Origin of the sequence: Candidatus Brocadia sapporoensis (assembly GCF_001753675.2) — a bacterium.
GTDB classification, from domain to species: Bacteria; Planctomycetota; Brocadiia; order Brocadiales; family Brocadiaceae; genus Brocadia; species Brocadia sapporoensis.
In genome coordinates this window covers 20,175-41,852 of sequence record NZ_MJUW02000100.1, presented here as the reverse complement: position 1 = coordinate 41,852, position 21,678 = coordinate 20,175, and the positions used below count along the sequence as shown (strand labels likewise).

Below are 21,678 nucleotides of genomic sequence, written 5' to 3'. Positions count from 1 at the left end.
TCGGGATTTTCCCGTCTGCCCGTTTTCCCTATCGGCTCCTAACTATTCTGAGAAATTATTCTCTCTCACCATCCGTTTCGCTGAATAGTTACGTTACGTTTGCTGTACTTGCGAAATAAAAAACAATTTTGTTTGCGCTATTGATGGCGCAACGGACAAATAAACAAAGATCCGTATGCAGGCATTTCACCTTTGGCGATTACCGTCATTATCATGGATAAATCAATACTTGGCGAAAAATAACTAGTACTGTGTCCCTGACTTCTCAAAAAAGATACGGGAACGATGACTTACGGTAACGGCAACTCTCGCTAAAATGATGGAAATCCCTCTTCAATAATCGCTAATAAAATATTCATAGAATTTAACAAGCAATAGTGCTAAACTATTCTGAAAGACCGGATTTTACACAAGAATATGTAACGTTTAGGCTTTTAAAGAGATCCGTTTATTTATATCTGATCCGCATAAAACGAAAAACGTAGTGCGGGTGTTTTACCCCCGGAACAAGCCGAAGACAAGGGACTCCGCCGTGAGCCCCGTTGAACGACCAGCACTACCCTTTTTAAAAAGCTAAGCGGTTACAAATATTTCAACATCTGTTTTCTTTTTATCTCAGGAGGATTAAAAAGGTCGCATGCCCGAAGAAAAGGCTCCAAAACGGAAAGGGATTGTACACATTAACCATAAATACTGCAAACGCTGCGGTATCTGTGTAAATTTCTGTCCGGTTAAAAACCTGGAGATTCGACAGCAGAAATTAATAGAATTAGAAAGATGTATCGCCTGCAGGATGTGCCAGCGATATTGTCCTGACATAGCTATTGAGATCGAGGAGATAGATGCCCAAAAAATTGTTGCAGGGAAATGAGGCCATCGCACAGGCAGCAGAGGCCGCTGGTTTACAATTTTTCGCAGGATACCCTATTACGCCGGCTTCTGAGATTATTCACGAGATGGTCAATAAGAAGCATATTAAAACGATGCAAATGGAAGATGAGATCGCCTCCATCAACGCCGTCATCGGTGCATCGCTGGCAGGGCTCAAGGCTATGACTGCAACATCGGGGCCTGGTTTCTCGCTGATGCAGGAGAGCATTGGGCTTGCTCACATGATGGAAGTACCGCTGGTTATTGTCAATGTCCAACGGGTTGGTCCCAGCACCGGCATGCCCACCCTTCCAGCCCAGGGAGACGTCATCCAATGCATACACGGCAGCCACGGAGATTACTTTCCCATTGTGTTTTATCCCAATTCTGTCTTCGAGCTCTTCCGGTACACCATTGCGGCATTTAATGCCGCTGAAGAATCTATGAGCCCGGTAATCCTCCTGAGTGACGGATATATCAGTCACCTTTATGAAACTATTGTTCCTCATTATGATTGTACGATTACACCCAGAAGCCGTCCGGCTTTAGGCATGGGAAACCGGCATTTTACCGGATTATCACACAAGGGCTCTGTGCTAAAGACTTCAGATGTTAATAATTACCGGCAGTTGATCGCAAGCTTTCGTGAAAAGCAGCAGATGACAGCGCATCGACACAACTATTTTGAATATCTGGAATGCAGCAGGGAAACAGACACGCTCCTTATCTCTTACGGGGCGCTTTCCCGGGCCGCATATTATTTTAAAAATGATTTCGCACTGTACCGCCCCATACGCATGTTCCCGGCGGTTGAAGAGATCAGAAAAATCGCACCACGATACAAACGGATTCGCATGATGGAAATGAATACGGGACAGTATGTTTACGAGATCGAGCGAATGCTCCATCGTGAAGTGGAGTTTATCCCAATCTTAGGTGGCCGCATTGACCCGAAAGAAATAAAGCAAACATTATATGAGCAATGATACTCGTTTTAAACGTTACCTGAAACTTGATTTACTACCAACCCCATGGTGTCCCGGCTGTGGAAATGGAATTGCTCTGAAAACCATATGCCAGGCGTTCGGGGAACTTGAGTTGCCAAAGCAAGGAACCGTTGTCGTTTCCGGAATTGGTTGTTCCGGCAGGAGCGCCGGCTTTTTCGATCTGGACTCGGTACATACAGCGCATGGCAGGGCAATCCCCGTGGCTGAAGGTATTAAATACGCTAACGATACCCTGAATGTCGTTGTGGTAAGCGGGGACGGCGATTTGCTCGGTATTGGTGGCAACCATTTATTGCATGCTATACGACGAAACACGAACATTACTGTTATCTGTTATGCAAACGAAACTTACGGCATGACGGGTGGGCAGGTCTCCCCTATTACCCCTCACAATACCAAAACACTGACCACACCTCATGGCAATCCGGATTACCCTGCCGATGTACAATCTCTCTTTAAACACCATAATTGCTTTTATGCCCGCACTACGGCCTATCACCTGAGTCACATGAAGAAGTGTTTTCTGGAGGCGTTGAAATTCAAGGGATTTTCTTTTGTTGAGGCGAGGACGATGTGTATCGTCAATTACGGCCGCCGTCTGGGTTACAAGAACTCCAACGAAATGCTTCTGCACTACAAGGAGTTTTACAGGATCAACGACTATGCCGAGGAGTTGGCACAAGATGAAATTGGGATTTTAAAAACCACGACCGTATCCTGAGTATCTATTGAAAATTTCTTGAGCAGCAACTAGTGTTGAGTCTATTAAATTTAAATTTTGGTAACCCTTTAGTATTTTGAAAAACCATCGAAAAAAAGCTCCGTTAGGAGCGATATGGCTAGAGACAAACCATTATGCCGCAATCAAGCTCCATCGGAGTGGCATGTTGTTTCTGTTTTTCAGCAGATATTTTCCCTTTTCTGTACGATCAATACCGTATGTGGAGGAACGATAAGCTTTGAATAATCCAGAAAAAATCTTGAGAGAATTAACGTGGAATGATGTATCGAATTGGGTTGGCAGCCGCGTCTTGAAAAGAGGAGAAGATTACTTCAAGCGCGGCAGGGTTACCAACTTGAGAATTGCTCCCCAAGGGATTCTTGCAACGGTATCTGGTAATGATAAATATACAACTCTTGTTACGATACGCGGACAAGGACGGCACAAGGAAATCGTATCTGATTGCACCTGCCCCTACGGCGCCGGATGCAAACATGCCGTGGCAACAGTACTGGCATTTTCCCAGGCAATTAAAGAGAAGAGAGAAATACCAATAGCCCAATCCACTGACCCGAACATCATGAAGAAGAAAGGACTTGACGACGATGGGTACGGGGAAGACGACTGCGACGATCCCGGAGATACCCAAACCCGATTAAAAAAATCTTCCGCAAAACCAAGCCAGGACAATGATATTACAAAGTTTCTCGACCAGCATGACAAGGAATTCCTGATTAAATTATTGACAAGGCTTGCAAACAGGTATCCGGAGGTGCATGCAGAACTTTTAGACAGCGCACGGTTGGCAGGGGGCAAGATAAATAAACTTGTTTCCAGCATACGCCAGGAGATCGACAACATTACATCAGAACCGGCTTGGCATAACCATTGGTCAGACGAGGGAAACAATGCAGATTTTAGCAGGGTGAATTCTATGATGATAACTCTTTTTGACCAGGGTTATTACGATGCTGTTATTGCTATTGCCCGAGAACTGCTGGAAAAAGGGAGTTCTTACGTCGAAATCTGCGATGATGAAGGTGATTCCGCTTCGCAAATTTCAGAATGTCTGGAAATCGGATTTAAAGCAGTTACAAGGTGTGGGTGGCCAAACGTCAGTAAAATTATGTTTCTCATAGAAGCAGAGTTACAGGATGACTACGATCTGTGCGGTAATACGTACGAAATTTTGGAATCAATACGTGACAAAGCAGCATGGTCTGCGGTGGCGGATGATTTATCCGGCAGGCTTGCCAATTTATCGTTCTCAAAGAATTTTAACAACGAGTTTAACAGCAATTATCGGAGAGACCGCATTTCCAATTTTCTTATCTCTGCCTTTGCAAAATCTGGCAGGAACGAAGAAATACTCCCCCTCTGTGAAAAAGAGGCGGGAATTACTGGTAGCTGGGTACGGTATGTTGAGCGGTTAATTGGGGCAAAAAAATATGATGAGGCCAGGCGGGCAGCAGAAAATGGCATTAGACAGGTTGGCCAAAAGTACCCGGGAATTGCCGGTACCCTGAGGGAACATATCGCAAACCTTGCGGAAAAGAACGGTGACTATGATGCGGTCGTATCCCTACGACAGGAAGAATTTTTAGATTCTCCCTGCCTGAGCAATTACAGCAAACTCCTGGAAGCGGCGGTCAACACGAAAAGCAAGACTGCGGTCAGGGAGTGGGCGCTAACGTTTTTGGAAACGGGAAACGTGGGCGCTCAGGATAATTTCAAGACCCTGCAAAAGGCCAAAAAAAATCCTTATGAAAGGTTTCCGGCGTATGAAGTATTGATAGATATAGCAGACAATGAGAAAGACGCTGACAAAGTATTACATTGGTACAGGCGGTCTTGCAGTAAGAATCGTTGGTTTTCCGAGAAAGATGCCCGGGTTGCCAGTGCTATTGCGGAGAAGTACCCTGATGAGGCGCTAAAGATATGGTGCGCCTTGGCGGAAAACCAGATTGCGTTAACAAAGCCTTCTGCTTACGAAACGGCTGTGGGCTATTTGAAACAGGCGCGTGACATCTATCAAAAGAGCCGTCGGACAAAGGACTGGGAATCCTATGTGTCCGGTTTGAGAGAAACCAACAAAAAGAAAATACGATTTATCCAAAGTTTACGTACTCTTACCGGAGAAAAGATTATATAGTGTCTTTCAAAGATGAGTTTAACGCCCTTCGCAAAAACATGAACAAAATTAACCCCGTCAGAGTTTTAAATTCTGACAGGGCGGATTCATAATGTTTGTACTACGGATTTGTTCTTTCCGATATGCTCCGGTTGGGTTACGGTGCATTTTTTACTGAAAAAGCTACGTGCTTGTTCTCTTACGGGAATTTCGTGAATAAGGAATTCAAAGGCCTGAAACATGATGCCACGATATCATCTGCAAAAAAAGGAAAGGGCAATCCGGGATCAGGCGGAGTTGCTGAGAATTATAAAGAAGGGAAAATACCTGACCCTTGCGTTGTGCAGAAACGGGGAACCCTATATTGTTACACTCAGCTATGGTTACGATGAAAGCAAAAATGTCTTCTATTTCCACAGCAGACGCAGAGGTATGAAGGCAGATTTCATTCTCGGAAACCCGCAGGTATGCGCTACGATCATCGAAGACAGAGGATACATCATGAATGAATGCGCACATGAATTCCGGTCGGTTATTATCCGGGGAAACATGTTTTTCGTAGAATCCTTAGAAGAAAAGAAATATGGGATGGATATCCTCTTAAAACACCTGGAGGACAACCCTGATAAAATAAGGCGAGAATCTCTGTCGAATGACATGGTTTACCGCAACTTGGGGATTTTGAGATTAGATGTTATTGAAATTCAGGGTAAATGGGGAAGATAGGATGGGTATCACGTGAACTGCAGAGTTGGTTGCGGGGCATGTTGTATTGCGTTATCGATTTCGTCTCCCATTCCCGGCATGCCAGACGGAAAACCTGCCGGTGTCCGTTGTCTGCAACTCAGTCCGGATAACCGTTGCCTTATCTTTGGCAAGCCGGAAAGACCGGCTGTTTGCCTGAGCCTGCGGCCACTGGAAGAGATGTGCGGACGAACCTCCGATGAAGCGTACGCATATCTGGAATTTCTCGAACGATGCACCGCTCCTTTCTCTTGACACTATTAAGAGCTGATTTCCAGAATGCACCGCTTTAGGATCATGGATGCGGGCGAAATTTGCCCACAAGCACATCGTTCATCCAATTGTCAATGAAACATTTTGTTTAATGATGTTGATTTTTTCTGTCTTAAGGCTATAATCTAGCTTTTTAATCTGTTTTGGTCTTCCTATTTGAATACTCTTTACGGTGATCCAATGCGCCCGTAGCTCAGCTGGATAGAGCAACGGTTTCCTAAACCGTAGGTCAGACGTTCAAATCGTCTCGGGCGCATTAAAAATAGTTTTCCCGGCGTTTTTGTCAATGATTGATTTACACACACATACGTTGTTTTCCGATGGAGTGCTTTTACCGGCTGAATTAATCCGGCGTTGTGAGGCAAAGGGTTTCCGCGGGCTGGTAATAACAGATCATGTTGATTACTCCAATATCGATATGGTAATACCGAATGTTTTAAAGGCATGCAGGGAGATATCTGCTGTTTCAAGGATTAAGGTGTTTGGTGGAGTGGAATTGACCCACCTTCGTCCTGAACATATAAAATCCATGGTGAAACGGGCAAAAGAACTGGGAGCTTATCTTGTGCTGGTGCATGGCGAGACCATTACTGAGCCCGTGCTTCCGGGAACAAATCGGGCAGCTATTGAGGCTGGCGCCGATATCCTGGTGCATCCAGGCATCATTACGGAGGATGATACAAAGCTTGCTGCGAAGAATGGGGTGCGACTGGAAATCTCCGGAAGGAAAGGGCACGCTTATGCAAATGGCCATGTTGCTAAAGTTGCAAAAAAGATCGGCGCAAAACTTGTTTTTGGCTCGGATTCCCATACGCCTGATGATTTGTTAGACCGGAGTCGCGCTGAATTCATTGCTCGCGGGGCAGGTCTGGAGGAGGATGATATTCAGGAAATGTTTAAAGAGGCGGAATTATTAATTGGTTTATAAATATGATACCTTGAAAGAAGGGCAAACATGAAAGAAACTGCTGTAAACGTATTAAAAGCGCTGGAAAAATATAAAATTTATATAATAACAGGTGTTATTATTGCTATCGCTACTGGTGGTGCGTCTGCTTTTTTTGTTAGCCAAAGGGCAAAAAAGAATGAGTTTGCATGGCAAAATCTTTGGAAGATCAATGATGACCTGGCAACGGCAGTACAACAAGGGAGAAGTGAAAAGGATAGAACTGCCGCATTAAGCACAACGGCTGATGCTTACAAATATATGAAAGACAATCTGCCTTCTTCCAGCGCTGCACCGTGGGTTGTATTTCAATTAGGAAATGTTTATTATCGTCTGAAAAATTATGACGAAGCCATCCGTGCGTATCAGGATTTTTTAGCTCGATATGGCAGTCATCCCCTTTATATTCTTGTAAAACAGTCTTTAGGATATGCTTACGAAGAAAAAGGGCTCTTCCAGGAGGCTGTTAAGCAGTTCGAGGATATTTTAGCGTATGGTAACAATTTCCTTGTCACCGAGGGAAACTGGGATGCAGGACGTTGTTATGAAAAGCTGGGTCAAGTGAGTGATGCCATCCGCTCATACACACAAACGATAGAACTCTCACCGAACAGCAACTGGGCAACTATGGCGCAGTACCGTTTATCAGCGATCCAATAATATGCAACCGGATGTTTCACAGGTAAAAGAGGTAACTTTTGAAATAAAGAAGGTGTTTGACGACAAAAGGATTGACCGATACCTGGCAGCGCGTCTTTCTGATTATTCAAGGACATTTATTCAAAAGTTGATAAAGGAAGGGGCTGTGCTGGTCAATGGTCGCACGATTAAGAGCAGTTATGATATCCAAAAGGGTGATTGCATTTCTGTCCATGTGCCGGTACTCGAAGAAAGCAGGATCGTCCCAGAGAACATTCCCTTGCATATCGTTTACGAGGACGACTATTTGATGCTTATCAATAAACCGTATGACATGGTTGTCCATCCTGCGGGCGGTCATCCATCCGGGACACTTGTTAATGCAGTAGCCTTCCACTGTCAAAACCTTTCTCAGGTCAACGGACCATTAAAGGCAGGTATTGTGCATCGGCTAGACAGAGATACGAGCGGGATTATGCTGGTGATCAAAAGTGACGCCGTTCATTCACAAATTGCCATGCAATTTGAAAAAAGACATATCAAAAAGGAATATGTTGCCGTCGTAGAGGGAGAAGTCAGGTTTGATTCTGACGAGATTTATTTACCAATTGGAAGGCACAAGAGCGATCGCCAAAAAATGGCGGTACGGCGTGATATTGGGAAAGAAGCGGTATCCGTCTACGAGGTGATAGAGCGTTTTCGCGGCTATACCTTGGTAAGAATAATGCCCAAAACGGGGCGAACACACCAAATTCGCGTACACATGCGGTCAATTGGACATCCGGTCGTTGCCGACTTTATGTACAGCAACCACGAAGCATGTTATCTTTCTGACTTGCTGGAAAAGGAAAAGGAAACCTGCGAAGTTCCAATCATCGAGAGACAGGCTCTTCATGCACACAGGATTGAATTTTTTCATCCCATACAGAATAAAAAAATGGAATTTCAGGCAGACCTGCCTGAGGATATATCCTGTCTCGTAAAAACGTTGAGGGAGATAAGGCCATACAAAAACGGCAGCAATTGACCGTAGTTTTGAATCAAGAACTATAGACCGGCTGACAACAGGTCTTAAGCACTACCTGTAAACGTTTACTTTCCTCAAAACAAATCCTTTGATTTTCATGAGTCTGTTGATATAATTTGTCTGTTTCGGGAATTTTATATAAGGAGGCATGAATATGTTTAGTATGCCAGGCGGTTGGGAATGGCTTATCATCCTGATTGTGGCGCTACTGATCTTCGGCAAAAGACTCCCTGAGGTAATGAAATCCCTGGGGCGGGGCATTGTTGAGTTCAAGAAAGGCGTCAAGGGAGTCGAAGACGATGTTGAAGAAGCGAGTGGTAAGTCTGCACAGAAGAAGATAGATACAGAGAAAGACGTCACCAAACAGGAAACAAAGTAAACTAAGAACAGTTTTACTGAAGCCTATTTTACTATAAGAGAATTTCAATCTTTTGAGTCCTCTTTAGAAAGAGGGGATATAGAGGTGTGTGAAATGCTGAAAACACACCCCAAGCCCATAGATCGGTCAGCCATCCCCGATTGACAACATCAGAACAAGCGGGATGCTGGTCCTCTCAATAGAGGGGAGCTCTTTGAAGTCGCTGCCAAAGGCAGCCTAATTTATTAAAGAAGGGTAATTCATCATGAGAGACAAAAGAAGACAAAGATTAACATGGCGCAGCAAACGTGCAAATCATGGAAAGATGGGATGCAAGGGGAGAAGGGTGGGGCGATATAAATAAATCATAACATGTTTAGCCACTGGCGGCCGGCATCTGCTTTCAGATAAAAGCCACACATATTTGCTTTGGCCTTAAATCAAAAAGCCACTCGTAATCCGGGTGGCTTTTTTCTTTTGGAATGCTTAGCATCATTTCGCAAAGAATTCAAATCAATTTTAGCGATACAATAAATAAAACTGTTGACATGGATACGCAAAGTGTTATTATGCTGGCATATATTTTCGTAAATGAAGTACATTTTGATGACACATAAATTACCAGATAAAAATTTTTAAACGCGGTATGAATTATTATAAAAGGGGGCAATTTCATGTCTAACAGAAAGAAATGCTTTTTGAAATACGTTTGTTTCCCAATGTTGTTTCTTTTTGGCTGTTCTACCTCTTATCATGAACAGGTACAGAAGCATAGTGTAGAAATCAAGTCATTAGAAAAGAGGACTGACGATTTATCCGGCAAGATTAACCTCGTTGTAAATGATGCAAATGTACTCCACAACGAGATGGAGGAGGCAAAGACATCCAATATCATTAGTCGAAAAAAGATTGATGGATTAGAAGCAAGTATCAGGGATTTGAATGAACGGATTACCAGTCTTAGTACGTCCGCAAAAACTCCGGATATTGTCCCTTCGGCTGAGAAAGAGATACCTGTTAAAATGGAAGAGTCTGCTGCTGATAGCAGTAGATCATCCGGTACACAAGAAACTGAAGTTCAACATAGAGAAAATGCTGAATCTCCGTTGACTGTTGCAAAGGGATTCTGGGATGCGATGAATGCAAAAGATATTCAATCGGTAAAGTCGCATACAACGAAAGAGAGTGGGGATAAATTACGGATAAAAGATAATGATGCCATTACCGACGGCAAGATAACCTTTGGTGAAGTTATGGTGGAAGACACCAAGGCAATCATTAAAACTGCTATACAACCGTATCGTGGGACGACTACATCCGAAGCCCAGATGCAGACCATTCTGGTAAAGGAGGATGGACAATGGAAAGTCGATGTTGATCAAACCATGGCGTCTGTGCCTGGAGGAGCAATGGGTGCATCAGTACAGGATGTTGGTCAAACCGCGGAAGAAGGGCTCAAAAAAGGCACAGGGGAAATGAAAAAATAGTAACTGTCTGCCGGATGCTGGAAACCACTGAAAAGAGAGGTATTTCTTTAGGGAAATATCGTGGGTTTTGAGGGTGAGACGCATTTAACCTTTGCAGAGGCTGCTCCACATCTGTGATCTTTTTAGTTACTGCATGTTAAATTTACAGCACTCTTCAAGAGCACCCGAGCCAACGCGAGTTATCGGAATTTACAGTTTTAAGGATGGCCCGCATAGCTTACCCAGCACAAAGGAGAGATAACGCTATTCCTGTAATGTCACCGTTATAAAGACCGTCTTTCTATAAATATCAGTATTTTCAGGTATATTTTTCAAAGAGTTAATCCAGGTTTTAAAAGAGGAAATGCTTTAAATTTCTTGCTCCGGCTTGCGGTCAAAAAGTATGATTTCATCTCTCCAGACATTCACACCGATTGACATTTGGCGTGTTTCTCCGTATATTCGAGCGCCCCGGTTTTACAAGCTTCTACACATGCCATTGTGTCAAAATCCTTGCAGTCATCACAATTAAAGGCAAAATTAAGTTCGGCGTCCTTCGTAATGGCCCCAAAAGGACATTCCGTCACACATGCCCAGCACCCAACACATTTCTTTGTGTCAATGACCACGTTCCCATCTTCGTATTTTGTGATAGCGCCGTATTCACAGGCTGCCATACACTTGGGTTTTGCACAATTCTGGCATACTGTCATATGTGGTTTATCTTTTTTTATCGATACTTGCAATCGATAACGGGGCGCGGGGGTTTCTGCAAAAGATTCGAAGATATTTTGAGATACTGAATGTCGCACGCCGCACTCTATCATACATTGTTTGCAGGTTATGCATTTATCTTTTATAAATTTCTTTTTTAACATGTGTAGATTCTCCCGAAGTTTACTGTATTAAAATTCCACCTTGTTTCCGTGGTTGTTGAAAAAGCAGTTGATTAGCAACAACTCAAATATCTGAATTTTATATTATACTGCATCAAGTCGCAACGAAAAAGACAGTAACAAATTAATTTTTTAAAGAACCTCAATGATAGCGATGCTTGTTGCACCGTGTAAAGGAGCAGCATATGCTATAATTGTCATAAACACATCCATAATCAATCAGGTAAATGCTTTGTCCCTGCTTTTAAAAAAAATAATTTGCTACAAAAGACATAACATTTAAGATTTTTCTACAGGTGAAGCGGCAACGTTTTCCAGAATAGCACTTATAAGACCGGGGATGGTGTATTCATTTGCCTTAATGGTGACACGGAGTCCCATCTCCTCAGCGGTTTGTGTTGTAATTGGACCAATGCTGGCAAACTTGACATTTCCATTCAATGCCAAAAGATCCCTTTTTCCAATGAGCTCCGCAAAATTCCTTACGGTTGATGAACTGGTAAACGTAATAATATCGATTTCTCCATTTCTGATTTTATCAGCAAGATTAACGTTCCTGGGTTGCGCCATAATGGTCTTATAGGCCACCAGGTCAGTTACCTTTCCCCCTAATTTTTGCAGTTCCTCAGGCAAAAAACTTCTGGCAATATCTGCCCGTGGCAGCAAGAATTTTTCACCCTTGATCGTTGTCAACTTCTTTAACTCCTCTACTACAGATTCTGCAACAAATTTTGGTGGTCTGCAATCGACCTTTATGTAGTACTTTTTAATGCCGTCCTCTGTTGCCGGACCAATGGCGCAGACCTTGAGGCCTTTCAGGTCACGAATATCCTTCCCCAGTTCAAACAGGCGTTGAAAGAAAGCATCCACACCATTGATACTGGTAAAGACAAGCCAATTGTAAGACTGGAGGTTGTTTATCGCTTCGTCCAGGGGTTGTATGGCGTCTGGTTTCGAAATCTCTATGGTGGGAAATTCAATGACCTGCGCACCAAGTTCATAAAGCTGATCAGCAAACTCGCTGGCCTGCTCCCTTGAACGGGTTACAACGATCGTCTTTCCGAATAATGGTTTGGACTCAAACCAGTTGAGCTGTTCCCGTAGCTTTACTACTTCGCCGACGATGGTAATTGCCGGTGGCTTTATATCTTTGGCTTTTTGTACGATTGTATCTAGCGTCCCTATTACCGTTTTTTGCTGTGGTGTGGTTCCCCACCGGATGACGGCAACGGGAGTATCTTTAGAACGACCATGTTTTATAAGCTGTTCGGTAATATACGGAAGGTTTTTAATCCCCATGTAAAAGGCAAGGGTGCCAATTCCGGTACTGATCTTTGCCCAATCAATAGAACTTTCGTCTTTCGTGGGATCTTCATGACCGGTGATCAGCCCAAAGGTTGAGGTAAAATCACGATGAGTAACCGGAATACCAGCGTAATTAGGGGTTGCAACGGCCGCAGTGATGCCGGGAACTACCTCAAAAGGGACACGGTTTTCGTAAAGCACGATTGCCTCCTCCCCGCCACGCCCAAAGATATATGGGTCACCGCCCTTTAACCGGGTTACAATTTTATCTTCCCTGGCCTTTTTTACGATCAGGTTATTAATGTCTTCCTGTTCCATGGTATGCGCGCCTCCCTGTTTGCCAACATAGATGAATTCTGCAGTCTGCTTGGCAACTTTGAGTAGGTCTACATTTACCAGATAGTCGTAAATAATAACATCAGCTTTTTTGATACACTCCAGGCCTTTTACGGTGATAAGTCGTGGGTCGCCCGGACCGGCACCCACAAGGTATACCAGGTTGCGTTTCATGAAAACATAAACCTTTCAAGCTTAATTGGTGGTATTGGTCTTCATTTGGATGCAAATGAACACAATGTGGCAGAGCCACAATCAAAGTACCTGCTCCCGAATTCCACTCTTTTACAGGGAGGAAAATCAGGGAAGGTAAAATATTGTATACAAAATAATATTGAAAATTTCTGTATTAATCAATGATGTTTTATAGATACCGTCTGTAAAAATTCCTTGTGCATGTAAGTATTTTACATCTATCTTCGTCTTCCCACGGTTAGGGTGGCCTGGTTGCGTCTGCGCTGTCATCTTTTCTACCATGTTCGGACCAGAGATATTCTCGTTTAAGACTGCCGGATTTTTATTCATGCTTTTCCATTCGCTTACTTGTTCGCCAGCCGGGGGGCGGAGAAATCTTCCCTAAAAAGAGGAGATACAGAAGATTGTTTGCCGGTAATCAGGGGGTTTATTAAAAGATCTTCAGCGCTACGGTCTTTGCGGATGTTCTTGTTGATATGCCATTTTTTCTTTATTTAACATGATTCTCTCTATGGCCTCAGCCGCATTTTCCCGGACATCGATAGTATCATTATTAACCAGCCACTGGAGTGCAGTAAGTGCTTTAGGACTGCCAATTCTGCCTAAAGCCCATGCCGCGGAACTTACTACGGAAGATTCTTTATCCCTTAGCGCCCATACGAGTGCAGCAACCGCACTTTCATCGCCAATCCATCCAAGGCATTGTGCAGCACGTTCACGTGTTTCCTTCTTAATTTCGTGCAATGAACTTACTAGCGCCAGCACTGCAGGATGCCCAATCTTTATCAGCGCCCATCCAGCTCTTCGCCTCGTTCCTTCTTCTTTGTCATCCAGGGCTTTTATCAACAACGGGATAGATTTTTGCCCGATTGCAGCTAATCCCCATGCAGCCTTCGTACGTGTCCATGCTGCATCCTCCCCGGCATCAGTAATCAGGATTTTGGCAAGGGTGTTCATTGCTTGATCGCTGCCAATGTTTCCCAACGCTTCGATACAGCCACCTTTGACATACCAGCTACGCTCTTTTGCGAGAAGCTTTATAATGGGATAAACAGCGCCCTGGTCTCCAAGTGTTCCCAGCGTCCTTGCAATGTCATATTTAACTCCCAGATCGGTTTCATTCTTAAATACTTCGAGAAGTGCAGGAACCAGCTGTGAAGCGTTAAGCCTTTTCAGTGCAAGAACTGCTTCCCGCCGTACTGCAGTATTTTTGTCTTTCAGAAGGGATTCTATGCTCATGGACACACTGATATCACCGCAAAATCCGAGTGCCCAGGCAGCATGTTGCTTTATCTGCGGGTTGCTATCTTTGAGAAGCTTTACGAGTGAAGGTGTCGTGTATCTCTGTGGCAATACCATCAATGCTATTGCAGCAGTTCTTGCCTTGTCATAATCCGCATCTTTGATGGTTTTTATCAGGGTTTTTACTTGTTCCTGAATGTATGCGGCATTGTTCTTATCTTCCTGCCGGGGAATGTTTTTTTCCTGACTTTTTGGTTTCTTGTCGACGATTGCCTGGCCTTTGTAGTTCAAAACATCCATGGCAACGCATGGATAATCGACCATAACTACATCCACGCCCATTTTGATTCTATCTTTTATCGTCTTTCTGCTATCGTTTCCTAAGATAATCGAAAACGCGTATTTTTTTTCTTCGTGGATACGATCAATTTTTTCTTTTGTCATTTCTTCCATAGGTAAAAACATTAGCTCTTTTGTCTCAAATTCTGTATCCCCCATGGGTAAATTTCTCAGCATTCCCCACAAATAAACTTTTGAAGACATTCCGCTTTCTCTGATAAGATTTAGTACCTGACTTCCCAAACAGGTCTGTTTTACATTCAGAATCATCTTGAGGTCGTTTATTTTACAGAATCTCAGGGCGTCAGAAAGGAGAGGAACCCGTTCTTTCCGAAACTCAGAACCACGCCACGAACCAGCATCATATTGTTGTATTTCAGCATATAATAGCTGATCAACGAATCCTTTTCCATCTGTCGTCCTGTCGATCGTTTCATCGCACATCAGAATAAGCTGGTTATCCTTCGTTTGCCGGATATCAACGGCAATACCATCGATACCCAACTCCGCAACACGCCGTAATGCAGCAAAGGTATTTTCCGGAACGTCCTCCAGCACGCCATGGTATGCAAAGATTTCAACCTGTTTTGTGTCTTCCGCAAAAACAGGGAAATACGGGGATGTTAACAGAAATGCTGCAACGAAGCAAAGCTGCAACCAAATCGTTCTTAAACGAGAGGAGTTAAACGGCTTGTTAAAAACTTGTATAAAAAAGAGTTTTTTGTACAGGAGCGTTATAACAACTAGAAAATGGTACATATCATTATTTCTTTGAACTTGTTATTTCATTGCTTATGATTTGCCAGTGAGGTCTGCCTTCCCAAGTTACCCGGTTCCCTGCCAAGTCAAAATAGACCGTTTCAGAAAATGTCCGCGAACCTCCCTTTCGTAATTCCGCTTTCGGGTTACCAGTTAGTACGGCGATACTCTTGACGAGATCCCAGGTGAACAGCGATCCAAATCCCTCGCTGTTTTCTAGCCTTTTACTGAAAAAATAGACATTGCCTGTGGCGATAATCTTGTCGATATTCTGGTCGTTGCCTAGGTAGGCGTCAATCTGGTCCCCCTGTAATTTTTGCCCGCCCCGTGTAGCTTCTGCCTCTTCAAAAAAACTCGCTTTTTTTAGGGTATCATGATAAAGCATCTTTTTTGTCCAATTGACTTTTAGGTCAGTTTCCTCCGCACTTTGATTGAGGGGTTTTTCTTCTCCCCGTTCATATAAACTTCCCTTGCCTTCACATAATACCGTTTTCCCATCTTCATAAAACAAAACTTTCGGAGCAAGGATTTGTCGTTTATTTCCCTCTCTCAACAGGGCAAAGGGTTGCCCTCGCAGGACGGTGACTTTGTTTTTTGCATCCCAGGTGGCACGGTCTCCGACGGCTTCGCTGAACAGGTTGTCCCTTCTGTCGATTATATGGATTTTTTCTGTGGCCTTTAACGATTGTATATCATAATCGCGACCGTTAAACGTCACATTCAGATTGTCGCAAAGCAGGGTGGAATCTTCTCTTTGAACTTCAATATTCTTTTCGAAACTGGCCTCCCGTGCGTTATCCAGGAAATTCATTTTCCCTTCCCATGTTACGGTAACATTATTGTTTGCTTTGCCTGTTCCGGCGGTGGATCTTTTTTTTCCATTCTTTTCTCTGATCTTTGTTTTTAAACTTCCGGGACTTGGAATGTCTATTTTTCCCGTATCTTTGTAAAAAATTATTTTCTGCGCGTCTATATTGAGATCGTCTTTTACAAATTCTGCCTTTTGGGTGTCTTCCAGGGTAGCGCTCTGGGTATCGACATCCCAGGTCAGAGAACTCCCTTTAGCGATTTTTGTTCCTTGTGATGCGAGCACATTTCCGCTGGCGATTGCCTGCTTTGTTTGTTTCGTCTGAGGGTCGAGAAAGATGACGAGCTTGTCAGAAAAAACGGTTGAACTACCCTTTTTTAACTCGACATGGTCATTGAAGGTCATGATATTGCTATCGGGCTGTTTGTCAAATATGAGCTGCCCACTCGACCGGATATAAGTCTTTTCTGAAGAAGTTTCTTTCGTACCGGCCTCTTCCGGAAGAACGGTGTTGTCGTCAGGAGTTTGCGTATTTTGCAGAGCACTATCCTTGGACAGAAAAAAAAGATCGTTTTTGATCCCATCCATTTCCATTTCTGCATCTTTTTTGATCCACATCTTCTTATTAACAAGGTCTATTTCGCAACCTTGTCCAACAATTTTTGTGCCTTTCCCATAAATGGTAACGGGTTCGTCCGTACAAACAAGCTTTTTTTCCGGTAAATACCGCAGGCTATCCGTGTTGAGCCGGGTATCAGGATCGAAATGTATGACTACATTATCAGAGAGATAGCCTTCTTCGGAGGTCTTATTCATCTCTCCATTTTCTGATGTAATGAAAACAGATTGTGTTCCATCTCCTGTATTGGCAGAGTCAGTTACCTCAATTTCCGGGGAAATGATTTTGTAGACATTATCATTTAGGAGGATGGTATTCTCTCCACGCATAATTATGACCTCTTTCCCCTGCTCGTCGTAGCTCGGCATGGTTAAACCCTGCACCGTTTGTGTTACGGTATCTTTGCTATTTCCAGAAACATTCTGCAGTTGTCTGGCAGAAGGGGTATTTCTCTTTGCGCTCTTCAGTTCGCCTTTTGGCTTGGATATAACTATCGACACAATGATGGAGAGTATACAAGCGATAGGAATACCGATAAGTATGTATCTTCGTGTGGTCATAACCGTCTAAAAAATAAGAATAGTTTTCACTTTAAAATTCGTAACAATTTAGTTTTTTGAAAATTTCCAATAAAAACCGGCTATTACATGCAGTGTAGGGGCAGGTTTGAAACCTGCCCCTACAAGTCAACATTATTCATACAGAGGGTTTTTTAAAGAACTAAATTGTTACTAAAATTCTTTGCTATTTAATCTATTTTCCTATGATGAATAGGGCAAAGGCAAGCAGTATTTTTAAGGTATCTTCCCCACCATCTGCAAGGCGCTTAATATGGTGACCTCTACGTAGGGTATGTTATATAGTCCAATAAAAGGGTTGTAATTACATCCATAAACTTAGTTTGTTATTTGCTAACATGCCGTTTTATTTTATCCCCCCCGACAGTTCATCTATCGTTTTTTTGACACGATTCTTTAATGCCGTTTGCATAATTTTCAGCCTTTTATTTTGGTTAATTCATTAATTCACGATTTTTATCTCTCGTTCTATGTAGCAGGTTTCTGATACCGTTCCATAATAAGATGCCATTTATCCTGATATTTGAGTATCTTTTCTGCAACCTCTCTCACGGCGCCCTGCCCACCCCTTACCTTGGTAACATAGGCTGAGCACTGTTTAACCATCGGAGTGGCATTGGCCACGGCAACGGGAAATCCAACACGATAGAAGACAGGGAGGTCTATAAGATCATCGCCGATATAACATATTTCTTTGTCACTGAACGCGTATTTTTCCAGTAATTGTTTGTAAGCATCTATTTTATTCTTAACCCCCTGGTAAACATCCTCAATACCCAATTCCTTTGCCCGGTGGATTACCGCATCGCAGTTTCTTCCGCTGATAATGGCGGTTTTGATGCCGGCGCGGCGGAGGTACGCGATACCGGTGCCATCCAGTACATTGAATGCTTTGGTTTCATAGCCTTGGGTATTAAGGTAAATAGTGCCGTCCGTTAATACACCATCTACATCCATGATGACGAGCTTTATATTTTTTATCAAGTTAAACACGGACAGACAAGTTTGTCCATGCCATCCTAAAACCAGCTTAAATAAAATGAAAATTCCTATACTAGCAAGTTACCTTATAACGCTGATTTTCGCAGACAAACGCCGGTATTTTGTTAGTCTCTGATCCTGATAATCTGCATTCATCAGCGTCCAAAAGAAAAATTTAAAACCCCACCGCAAGTAAATCCTGCACATCGATGATTCCGATGGGTGTGTGGAAATCATCTACTACGGGAAGCTGATCAATTTTGTAATCTTTGAGTATTTTGTATGCCTCGGCGACGAGGCAATGGGCATGGATAACCTTGGGTGATTGCGTCATAACCTCCTTTACGCTGCAATGCAAGAATGAGATGCCGTTTTTCAAATGTCTTCTCAGATCTCCGTCAGTAAAAAATCCCACGAGTTTCTTCTGCTTATTGACGATGCTCACTGCGCCTGGTTTGCCTGCTGTTTCTGTCATAACAGCAAGAACGTCCAGCAATGGCATGTCTTCATCGGCGACGGGGTTCTCTTCATTCCTGCGCATGACCATTTCTACGGTAAGCAATTTTCTACCCAGTTCCCCCCCGGGATGATAGAAGGCATAATCTTCCTTCCGGAGATTTCGTTTTTTAAATATCGTAAGAGCCAAAGCATCGCCGAACGCGAGCATGGCGGTCGAGCTTGCCGACGGGGCCAATCCTAAATGGCACGGTTCCTCAATCTTCCCGAGGTCAAGGACAACGTCGCTGTGTTTGGCCAGGGAAGATTTATTATTTCCTGTAATGGCAAGCACTTTAGCCCCGATCTGTTTCACGAAGGGCAAGAGGGTAACAACCTCGGTTTCACCGCTGTTCGAAAGCACCAAAACGATATCTTCCGAAACGATGCGTCCAAGATCGCCATGCCTTGCCTCTGAAGAATGAATCCAGTATGAAGGCGTTCCGGTGCTGGCCAGGGTAGCTGAGATTTTTTGTCCAATAATTCCTGCCTTTCCAATGCCGGTAACTACGACCCGGCCTTTACAGGTAAAAATCAGATCGACGGCCAACTGAAAGCTCTGATCAAGGCGGCTGATTAGGTTTTTGATTACTTCCGATTCGAGAAGGAGTACCTCTTTAGCAAAATCAATATCTGACAGAAGTTTTTCTTTCATCAGGTTTTTTCACTCTGTAAAGTCGTGCATCTAAAGTGGACGGGTTTGTCAAGACCATTTATTGTTAATTTATAGATGCATTAATGCATCAATTAGAGTGTGCAGAAGGGTAACGGAAGGAGCCCGTAGGGCGACTGGAGTTACCCTTCTGCACACTCCGCGATTTTTCCATGCACCACCATCGCCATTCACTCATTTATCCTCGCAGGAAACTCCAAAATGGACTTCATACGGTGTTCTATATTCCAGCGCCTGGTGATACCTCCTGTTGTTGTAAAATTCAAAATACTTCTCTAATCCCTCGCGCACATGACGACAAGCATCATACTCTTTTATGTAAATATCCTCGTACTTCACGCTCCTCCAAAGACGTTCCGTAAAAATGTTATCAAACGCACGACCACGACCATCCATACTGATGGCGATCCCTTTCCTTAACAGTACCCCCGTAAATTCATCGCTCGTAAACTGCGAACCCTGGTCACTATTAAACATCTCCGACCTACCCTTCTCTAATGCCTCCTCCAAGGCCTCTACACAAAATGTCACTTCCATCGTATTGCTTATACGCCACGACAACACATAACGACTATACCAATCTAGTATTGCTGTCAGGTATACAAATCCTCGTTTCAGCCTCAGGTACGTTATATCCGTCGCCCACACCTCATTCGGACGGCTAATTTCCTTATCTCTGAGAAGATAGGGGTATATCTTGTGCCCAGGATGCCTCTTACTCAGACTCCTCTTCGGGTATATCGCCCGCAATCCCATCTCCCTCATACACCTCTGCACTCGTTCCCTACCTACCCATATACCCTCACGTTCTAACGCCTCTTGTATACGCCGACTCCCATAAAAGGGATATTCCGTAAATATCTCATCTACTCGATTCATTAGCTGTACTGTCTCTTCTGTCACCACCACCGGCTCATAGTACACGTTCGACCTGTTTAAGCCTATCAGCTCACACTGCCTGCGTACACTTATTTCCCTGTTATCTGATTCTATCAACCCCCTCTTCTCTTTAACTCCCAATCTCTCTAGATTTTTTTTTGAGCCACTCGTTCTCCACCTTCAGTTGCCCTATTTGCCGGTACAACTCATCTATTACTCTCTCCTTGTCCCCTACTTCCTTCCCCTCCTTTCCCTGAAATATCCCCACTATCCCCTCCAACGCCCGCTTCCGCCATTTTGTTATTTGCGTCCGGTGTACCTCGTACTGCGACGATATCTCTGCTATCGTCTTTTCTTTCTTTATTGCCTCCAATGCCACCCTTGCCATAAATTCCTTATCAAAACTCTTTCGCATTTTCCAGCCCCACCCCCTTTCTCTTTTCTATCTTACCATTTTGCATCTTAGTTACTGGTCTGAAAAAGCCAGTCCATTATAATCGATGAAACGGGATCGATGAATTTTTAGACCCGGCCAAACCAATTATAGTAGTCATTCCTGCAACATTCAAGAGAAAAGAACGGCTTTCTCTGGGGAACCGATCCATTCCTTGTTCTGCGCTTGACAACACATTTTTATTGTGTTAGGATGTCCTCCGTTTATACGGATTGCATGAATAAAAAGAGGGCGTGAACAATCAGTGGATTTCAATAATTTACTCATTTCCATCCCTGCAATACTCTATGCGCTTACGGTTCATGAGTATTTTCACGGCTGGACGGCAAATAAGCTTGGCGACCCAACGGCAAGGCTTCAGGGACGGTTGACATTCAATCCCCTTGCTCATATCGATATTCTTGGGGCATTGTGTTTTGTTTTTGCGCGTTTTGGGTGGGGCAAGCCAGTTCCCATCAATCCTTATAATTTTAAGAACCCCCGCCGGGATAACATGATCGTGTCCTTTGCAGGCCCTGCCTCTAACTTCGTTTCTGCTTTTTTATTTGGTGTCGTCTTTCAACTTCTGCGTAATGCAACGTTCATACCGATGAACGTATCTATCAATTTATTTAATTTGCTTCTGTCGGGGATTGCTATGAATCTTTCGCTGGCATTTTTTAATATGATTCCTTTATTTCCTCTCGATGGTTCTCACATCCTTGAAGGCTTGCTGCCCTATGCAATGGCGCAGAAATATAAGGAAATCGAGCGCTACGGCCCTTTTATTCTGCTGGGGCTGATTATTATGGGGAATTATGCTGGTATCCCGATTTTAAGCACCATCCTTGGCCCACCGATACAGTATTTTCTCAGATTGTTTACGGGACTGTAGTTTAAGGGAGCAGAGGCACTTGTATAAATTTGCCCCCTGTGAACTGAAAAAAACTTCTCTATA

Annotated in this window: 19 protein-coding genes and 1 tRNA gene; 13 read left to right on the top strand and 7 right to left on the bottom strand. The window is 43.6% G+C overall.

Annotated elements, in window-relative coordinates; genetic code table 11:
• Window positions 1–637: 637 nt before the first annotated feature.
• From BIY37_RS09480 to BIY37_RS09425, 12 genes are all read left to right on the top strand, one after another.
• Window positions 638–871, top strand: a complete 234-nt coding sequence (locus BIY37_RS09480) for a 4Fe-4S dicluster domain-containing protein (RefSeq protein WP_070067599.1) — start codon at window positions 638–640, stop codon at window positions 869–871.
• Window positions 843–1,856 (top strand): thiamine pyrophosphate-binding protein, encoded by a 1,014-nt coding sequence (locus tag BIY37_RS09475; protein WP_080324990.1) that lies wholly within the window; start codon window positions 843–845, stop codon window positions 1,854–1,856. The genes BIY37_RS09480 and BIY37_RS09475 overlap by 29 nt, the downstream gene beginning before the upstream one ends.
• On the top strand, window positions 1,846–2,598 hold the full coding sequence (locus BIY37_RS09470) for a thiamine pyrophosphate-dependent enzyme (RefSeq protein ID WP_070067598.1): 753 nt from the start codon (window positions 1,846–1,848) through the stop codon (window positions 2,596–2,598). Before BIY37_RS09475 ends, BIY37_RS09470 begins: the two co-directional genes overlap by 11 nt.
• A 238-nt stretch (window positions 2,599–2,836) precedes the next feature.
• A complete protein-coding gene (locus tag BIY37_RS09465; RefSeq protein WP_070067597.1) occupies window positions 2,837–4,750 on the top strand; it encodes an SWIM zinc finger family protein in 1,914 nt (637 codons plus the stop codon).
• 219 nt (window positions 4,751–4,969) lie between these two features.
• The gene (locus tag BIY37_RS09460) at window positions 4,970–5,455 is read left to right on the top strand and encodes a pyridoxamine 5'-phosphate oxidase family protein (protein ID WP_179129356.1); all 486 of its coding nucleotides are present in this window, start codon (window positions 4,970–4,972) and stop codon (window positions 5,453–5,455) included.
• 12 nt (window positions 5,456–5,467) lie between these two features.
• A complete protein-coding gene (locus BIY37_RS09455) occupies window positions 5,468–5,728 on the top strand; it encodes a YkgJ family cysteine cluster protein (protein ID WP_080324989.1) in 261 nt (86 codons plus the stop codon).
• Window positions 5,729–5,928: 200 nt separating this feature from the next.
• Window positions 5,929–6,002, top strand: a tRNA-Arg gene (locus BIY37_RS09450).
• A 30-nt stretch (window positions 6,003–6,032) separates the two neighbouring features.
• Entirely contained in the window at window positions 6,033–6,674 is a 642-nt protein-coding gene (locus tag BIY37_RS09445) for a histidinol phosphate phosphatase domain-containing protein (RefSeq protein ID WP_070067595.1), read from the top strand.
• Between the two features lie 27 nt (window positions 6,675–6,701).
• Window positions 6,702–7,352, top strand: coding sequence for a tetratricopeptide repeat protein (locus tag BIY37_RS09440; RefSeq protein ID WP_070067594.1), 651 nt, complete (start codon window positions 6,702–6,704; stop codon window positions 7,350–7,352).
• 1 nt (window position 7,353) lies between these two features.
• Window positions 7,354–8,358, top strand: a complete 1,005-nt coding sequence (locus BIY37_RS09435) for an RluA family pseudouridine synthase (protein ID WP_070067593.1) — start codon at window positions 7,354–7,356, stop codon at window positions 8,356–8,358.
• 154 nt (window positions 8,359–8,512) lie between these two features.
• The gene (locus tag BIY37_RS09430) at window positions 8,513–8,737 is read left to right on the top strand and encodes a Sec-independent protein translocase subunit TatA/TatB (protein ID WP_070067592.1); all 225 of its coding nucleotides are present in this window, start codon (window positions 8,513–8,515) and stop codon (window positions 8,735–8,737) included.
• A gap of 653 nt (window positions 8,738–9,390) precedes the next feature.
• Window positions 9,391–10,203: a hypothetical protein gene (locus BIY37_RS09425; protein ID WP_070067591.1), complete on the top strand. Its 813-nt coding sequence runs from the start codon at window positions 9,391–9,393 to the stop codon at window positions 10,201–10,203.
• Window positions 10,204–10,607: 404 nt separating this feature from the next.
• On the opposite strand, the gene BIY37_RS09420 is transcribed toward BIY37_RS09425, so the two are convergent.
• The 7 genes from BIY37_RS09420 to BIY37_RS09385 all read right to left on the bottom strand — a co-directional run bounded on the left by BIY37_RS09420 (window position 10,608) and on the right by BIY37_RS09385 (window position 20,702).
• Window positions 10,608–11,060, bottom strand: coding sequence for a 4Fe-4S dicluster domain-containing protein (locus BIY37_RS09420; protein ID WP_070067590.1), 453 nt, complete (start codon window positions 11,058–11,060; stop codon window positions 10,608–10,610).
• 297 nt (window positions 11,061–11,357) lie between these two features.
• A complete protein-coding gene (cobA, locus tag BIY37_RS09415; RefSeq protein WP_070067589.1) occupies window positions 11,358–12,893 on the bottom strand; it encodes a uroporphyrinogen-III C-methyltransferase in 1,536 nt (511 codons plus the stop codon).
• A gap of 468 nt (window positions 12,894–13,361) precedes the next feature.
• Window positions 13,362–15,254: a HEAT repeat domain-containing protein gene (locus tag BIY37_RS09405; protein WP_070067587.1), complete on the bottom strand. Its 1,893-nt coding sequence runs from the start codon at window positions 15,252–15,254 to the stop codon at window positions 13,362–13,364.
• A 4-nt stretch (window positions 15,255–15,258) separates the two neighbouring features.
• Window positions 15,259–17,241: an LPS export ABC transporter periplasmic protein LptC gene (gene lptC / locus BIY37_RS09400; protein ID WP_070067586.1), complete on the bottom strand. Its 1,983-nt coding sequence runs from the start codon at window positions 17,239–17,241 to the stop codon at window positions 15,259–15,261.
• Between the two features lie 486 nt (window positions 17,242–17,727).
• Window positions 17,728–18,252, bottom strand: a complete 525-nt coding sequence (locus tag BIY37_RS09395; RefSeq protein WP_261340847.1) for a KdsC family phosphatase — start codon at window positions 18,250–18,252, stop codon at window positions 17,728–17,730.
• A 163-nt stretch (window positions 18,253–18,415) separates the two neighbouring features.
• Window positions 18,416–19,390: a KpsF/GutQ family sugar-phosphate isomerase gene (locus BIY37_RS09390; protein WP_070067584.1), complete on the bottom strand. Its 975-nt coding sequence runs from the start codon at window positions 19,388–19,390 to the stop codon at window positions 18,416–18,418.
• Between the two features lie 192 nt (window positions 19,391–19,582).
• Window positions 19,583–20,702 (bottom strand): IS3 family transposase gene (locus BIY37_RS09385; RefSeq protein WP_420886190.1). Its coding sequence is split into 2 segments (ribosomal slippage): window positions 19,583–20,437 and window positions 20,439–20,702, totalling 1,119 coding nucleotides; the frame shifts between segments, so codons are not numbered across the junction.
• A 283-nt stretch (window positions 20,703–20,985) separates the two neighbouring features.
• Between BIY37_RS09385 and BIY37_RS09380 the strand changes: the two genes are divergently transcribed.
• On the top strand, window positions 20,986–21,615 hold the full coding sequence (locus BIY37_RS09380; protein ID WP_070067582.1) for a site-2 protease family protein: 630 nt from the start codon (window positions 20,986–20,988) through the stop codon (window positions 21,613–21,615).
• The last annotated feature ends 63 nt before the right edge of the window (window positions 21,616–21,678 follow it).

Bases quoted from the DNA above. Each gene is read 5' to 3' on its own strand.
- BIY37_RS09480 (WP_070067599.1), top strand. From the start codon at position 638: ATGCCCGAAGAAAAGGCTCCAAAACGGAAAGGGATTGTACACATTAAC.
- BIY37_RS09475 (WP_080324990.1), top strand. From the start codon at position 843: ATGCCCAAAAAATTGTTGCAGGGAAATGAGGCCATCGCACAGGCAGCA.
- BIY37_RS09470 (WP_070067598.1), top strand. From the start codon at position 1,846: ATGAGCAATGATACTCGTTTTAAACGTTACCTGAAACTTGATTTACTA.
- BIY37_RS09460 (WP_179129356.1), top strand. From the start codon at position 4,970: ATGATGCCACGATATCATCTGCAAAAAAAGGAAAGGGCAATCCGGGAT.
- BIY37_RS09445 (WP_070067595.1), top strand. From the start codon at position 6,033: ATGATTGATTTACACACACATACGTTGTTTTCCGATGGAGTGCTTTTA.
- BIY37_RS09440 (WP_070067594.1), top strand. From the start codon at position 6,702: ATGAAAGAAACTGCTGTAAACGTATTAAAAGCGCTGGAAAAATATAAA.
- BIY37_RS09435 (WP_070067593.1), top strand. From the start codon at position 7,354: ATGCAACCGGATGTTTCACAGGTAAAAGAGGTAACTTTTGAAATAAAG.
- BIY37_RS09430 (WP_070067592.1), top strand. From the start codon at position 8,513: ATGTTTAGTATGCCAGGCGGTTGGGAATGGCTTATCATCCTGATTGTG.
- BIY37_RS09425 (WP_070067591.1), top strand. From the start codon at position 9,391: ATGTCTAACAGAAAGAAATGCTTTTTGAAATACGTTTGTTTCCCAATG.
- BIY37_RS09420 (WP_070067590.1), bottom strand. From the start codon at position 11,060: ATGTTAAAAAAGAAATTTATAAAAGATAAATGCATAACCTGCAAACAA.
- cobA (WP_070067589.1), bottom strand. From the start codon at position 12,893: ATGAAACGCAACCTGGTATACCTTGTGGGTGCCGGTCCGGGCGACCCA.
- BIY37_RS09405 (WP_070067587.1), bottom strand. From the start codon at position 15,254: ATGTACCATTTTCTAGTTGTTATAACGCTCCTGTACAAAAAACTCTTT.
- lptC (WP_070067586.1), bottom strand. From the start codon at position 17,241: ATGACCACACGAAGATACATACTTATCGGTATTCCTATCGCTTGTATA.
- BIY37_RS09390 (WP_070067584.1), bottom strand. From the start codon at position 19,390: ATGAAAGAAAAACTTCTGTCAGATATTGATTTTGCTAAAGAGGTACTC.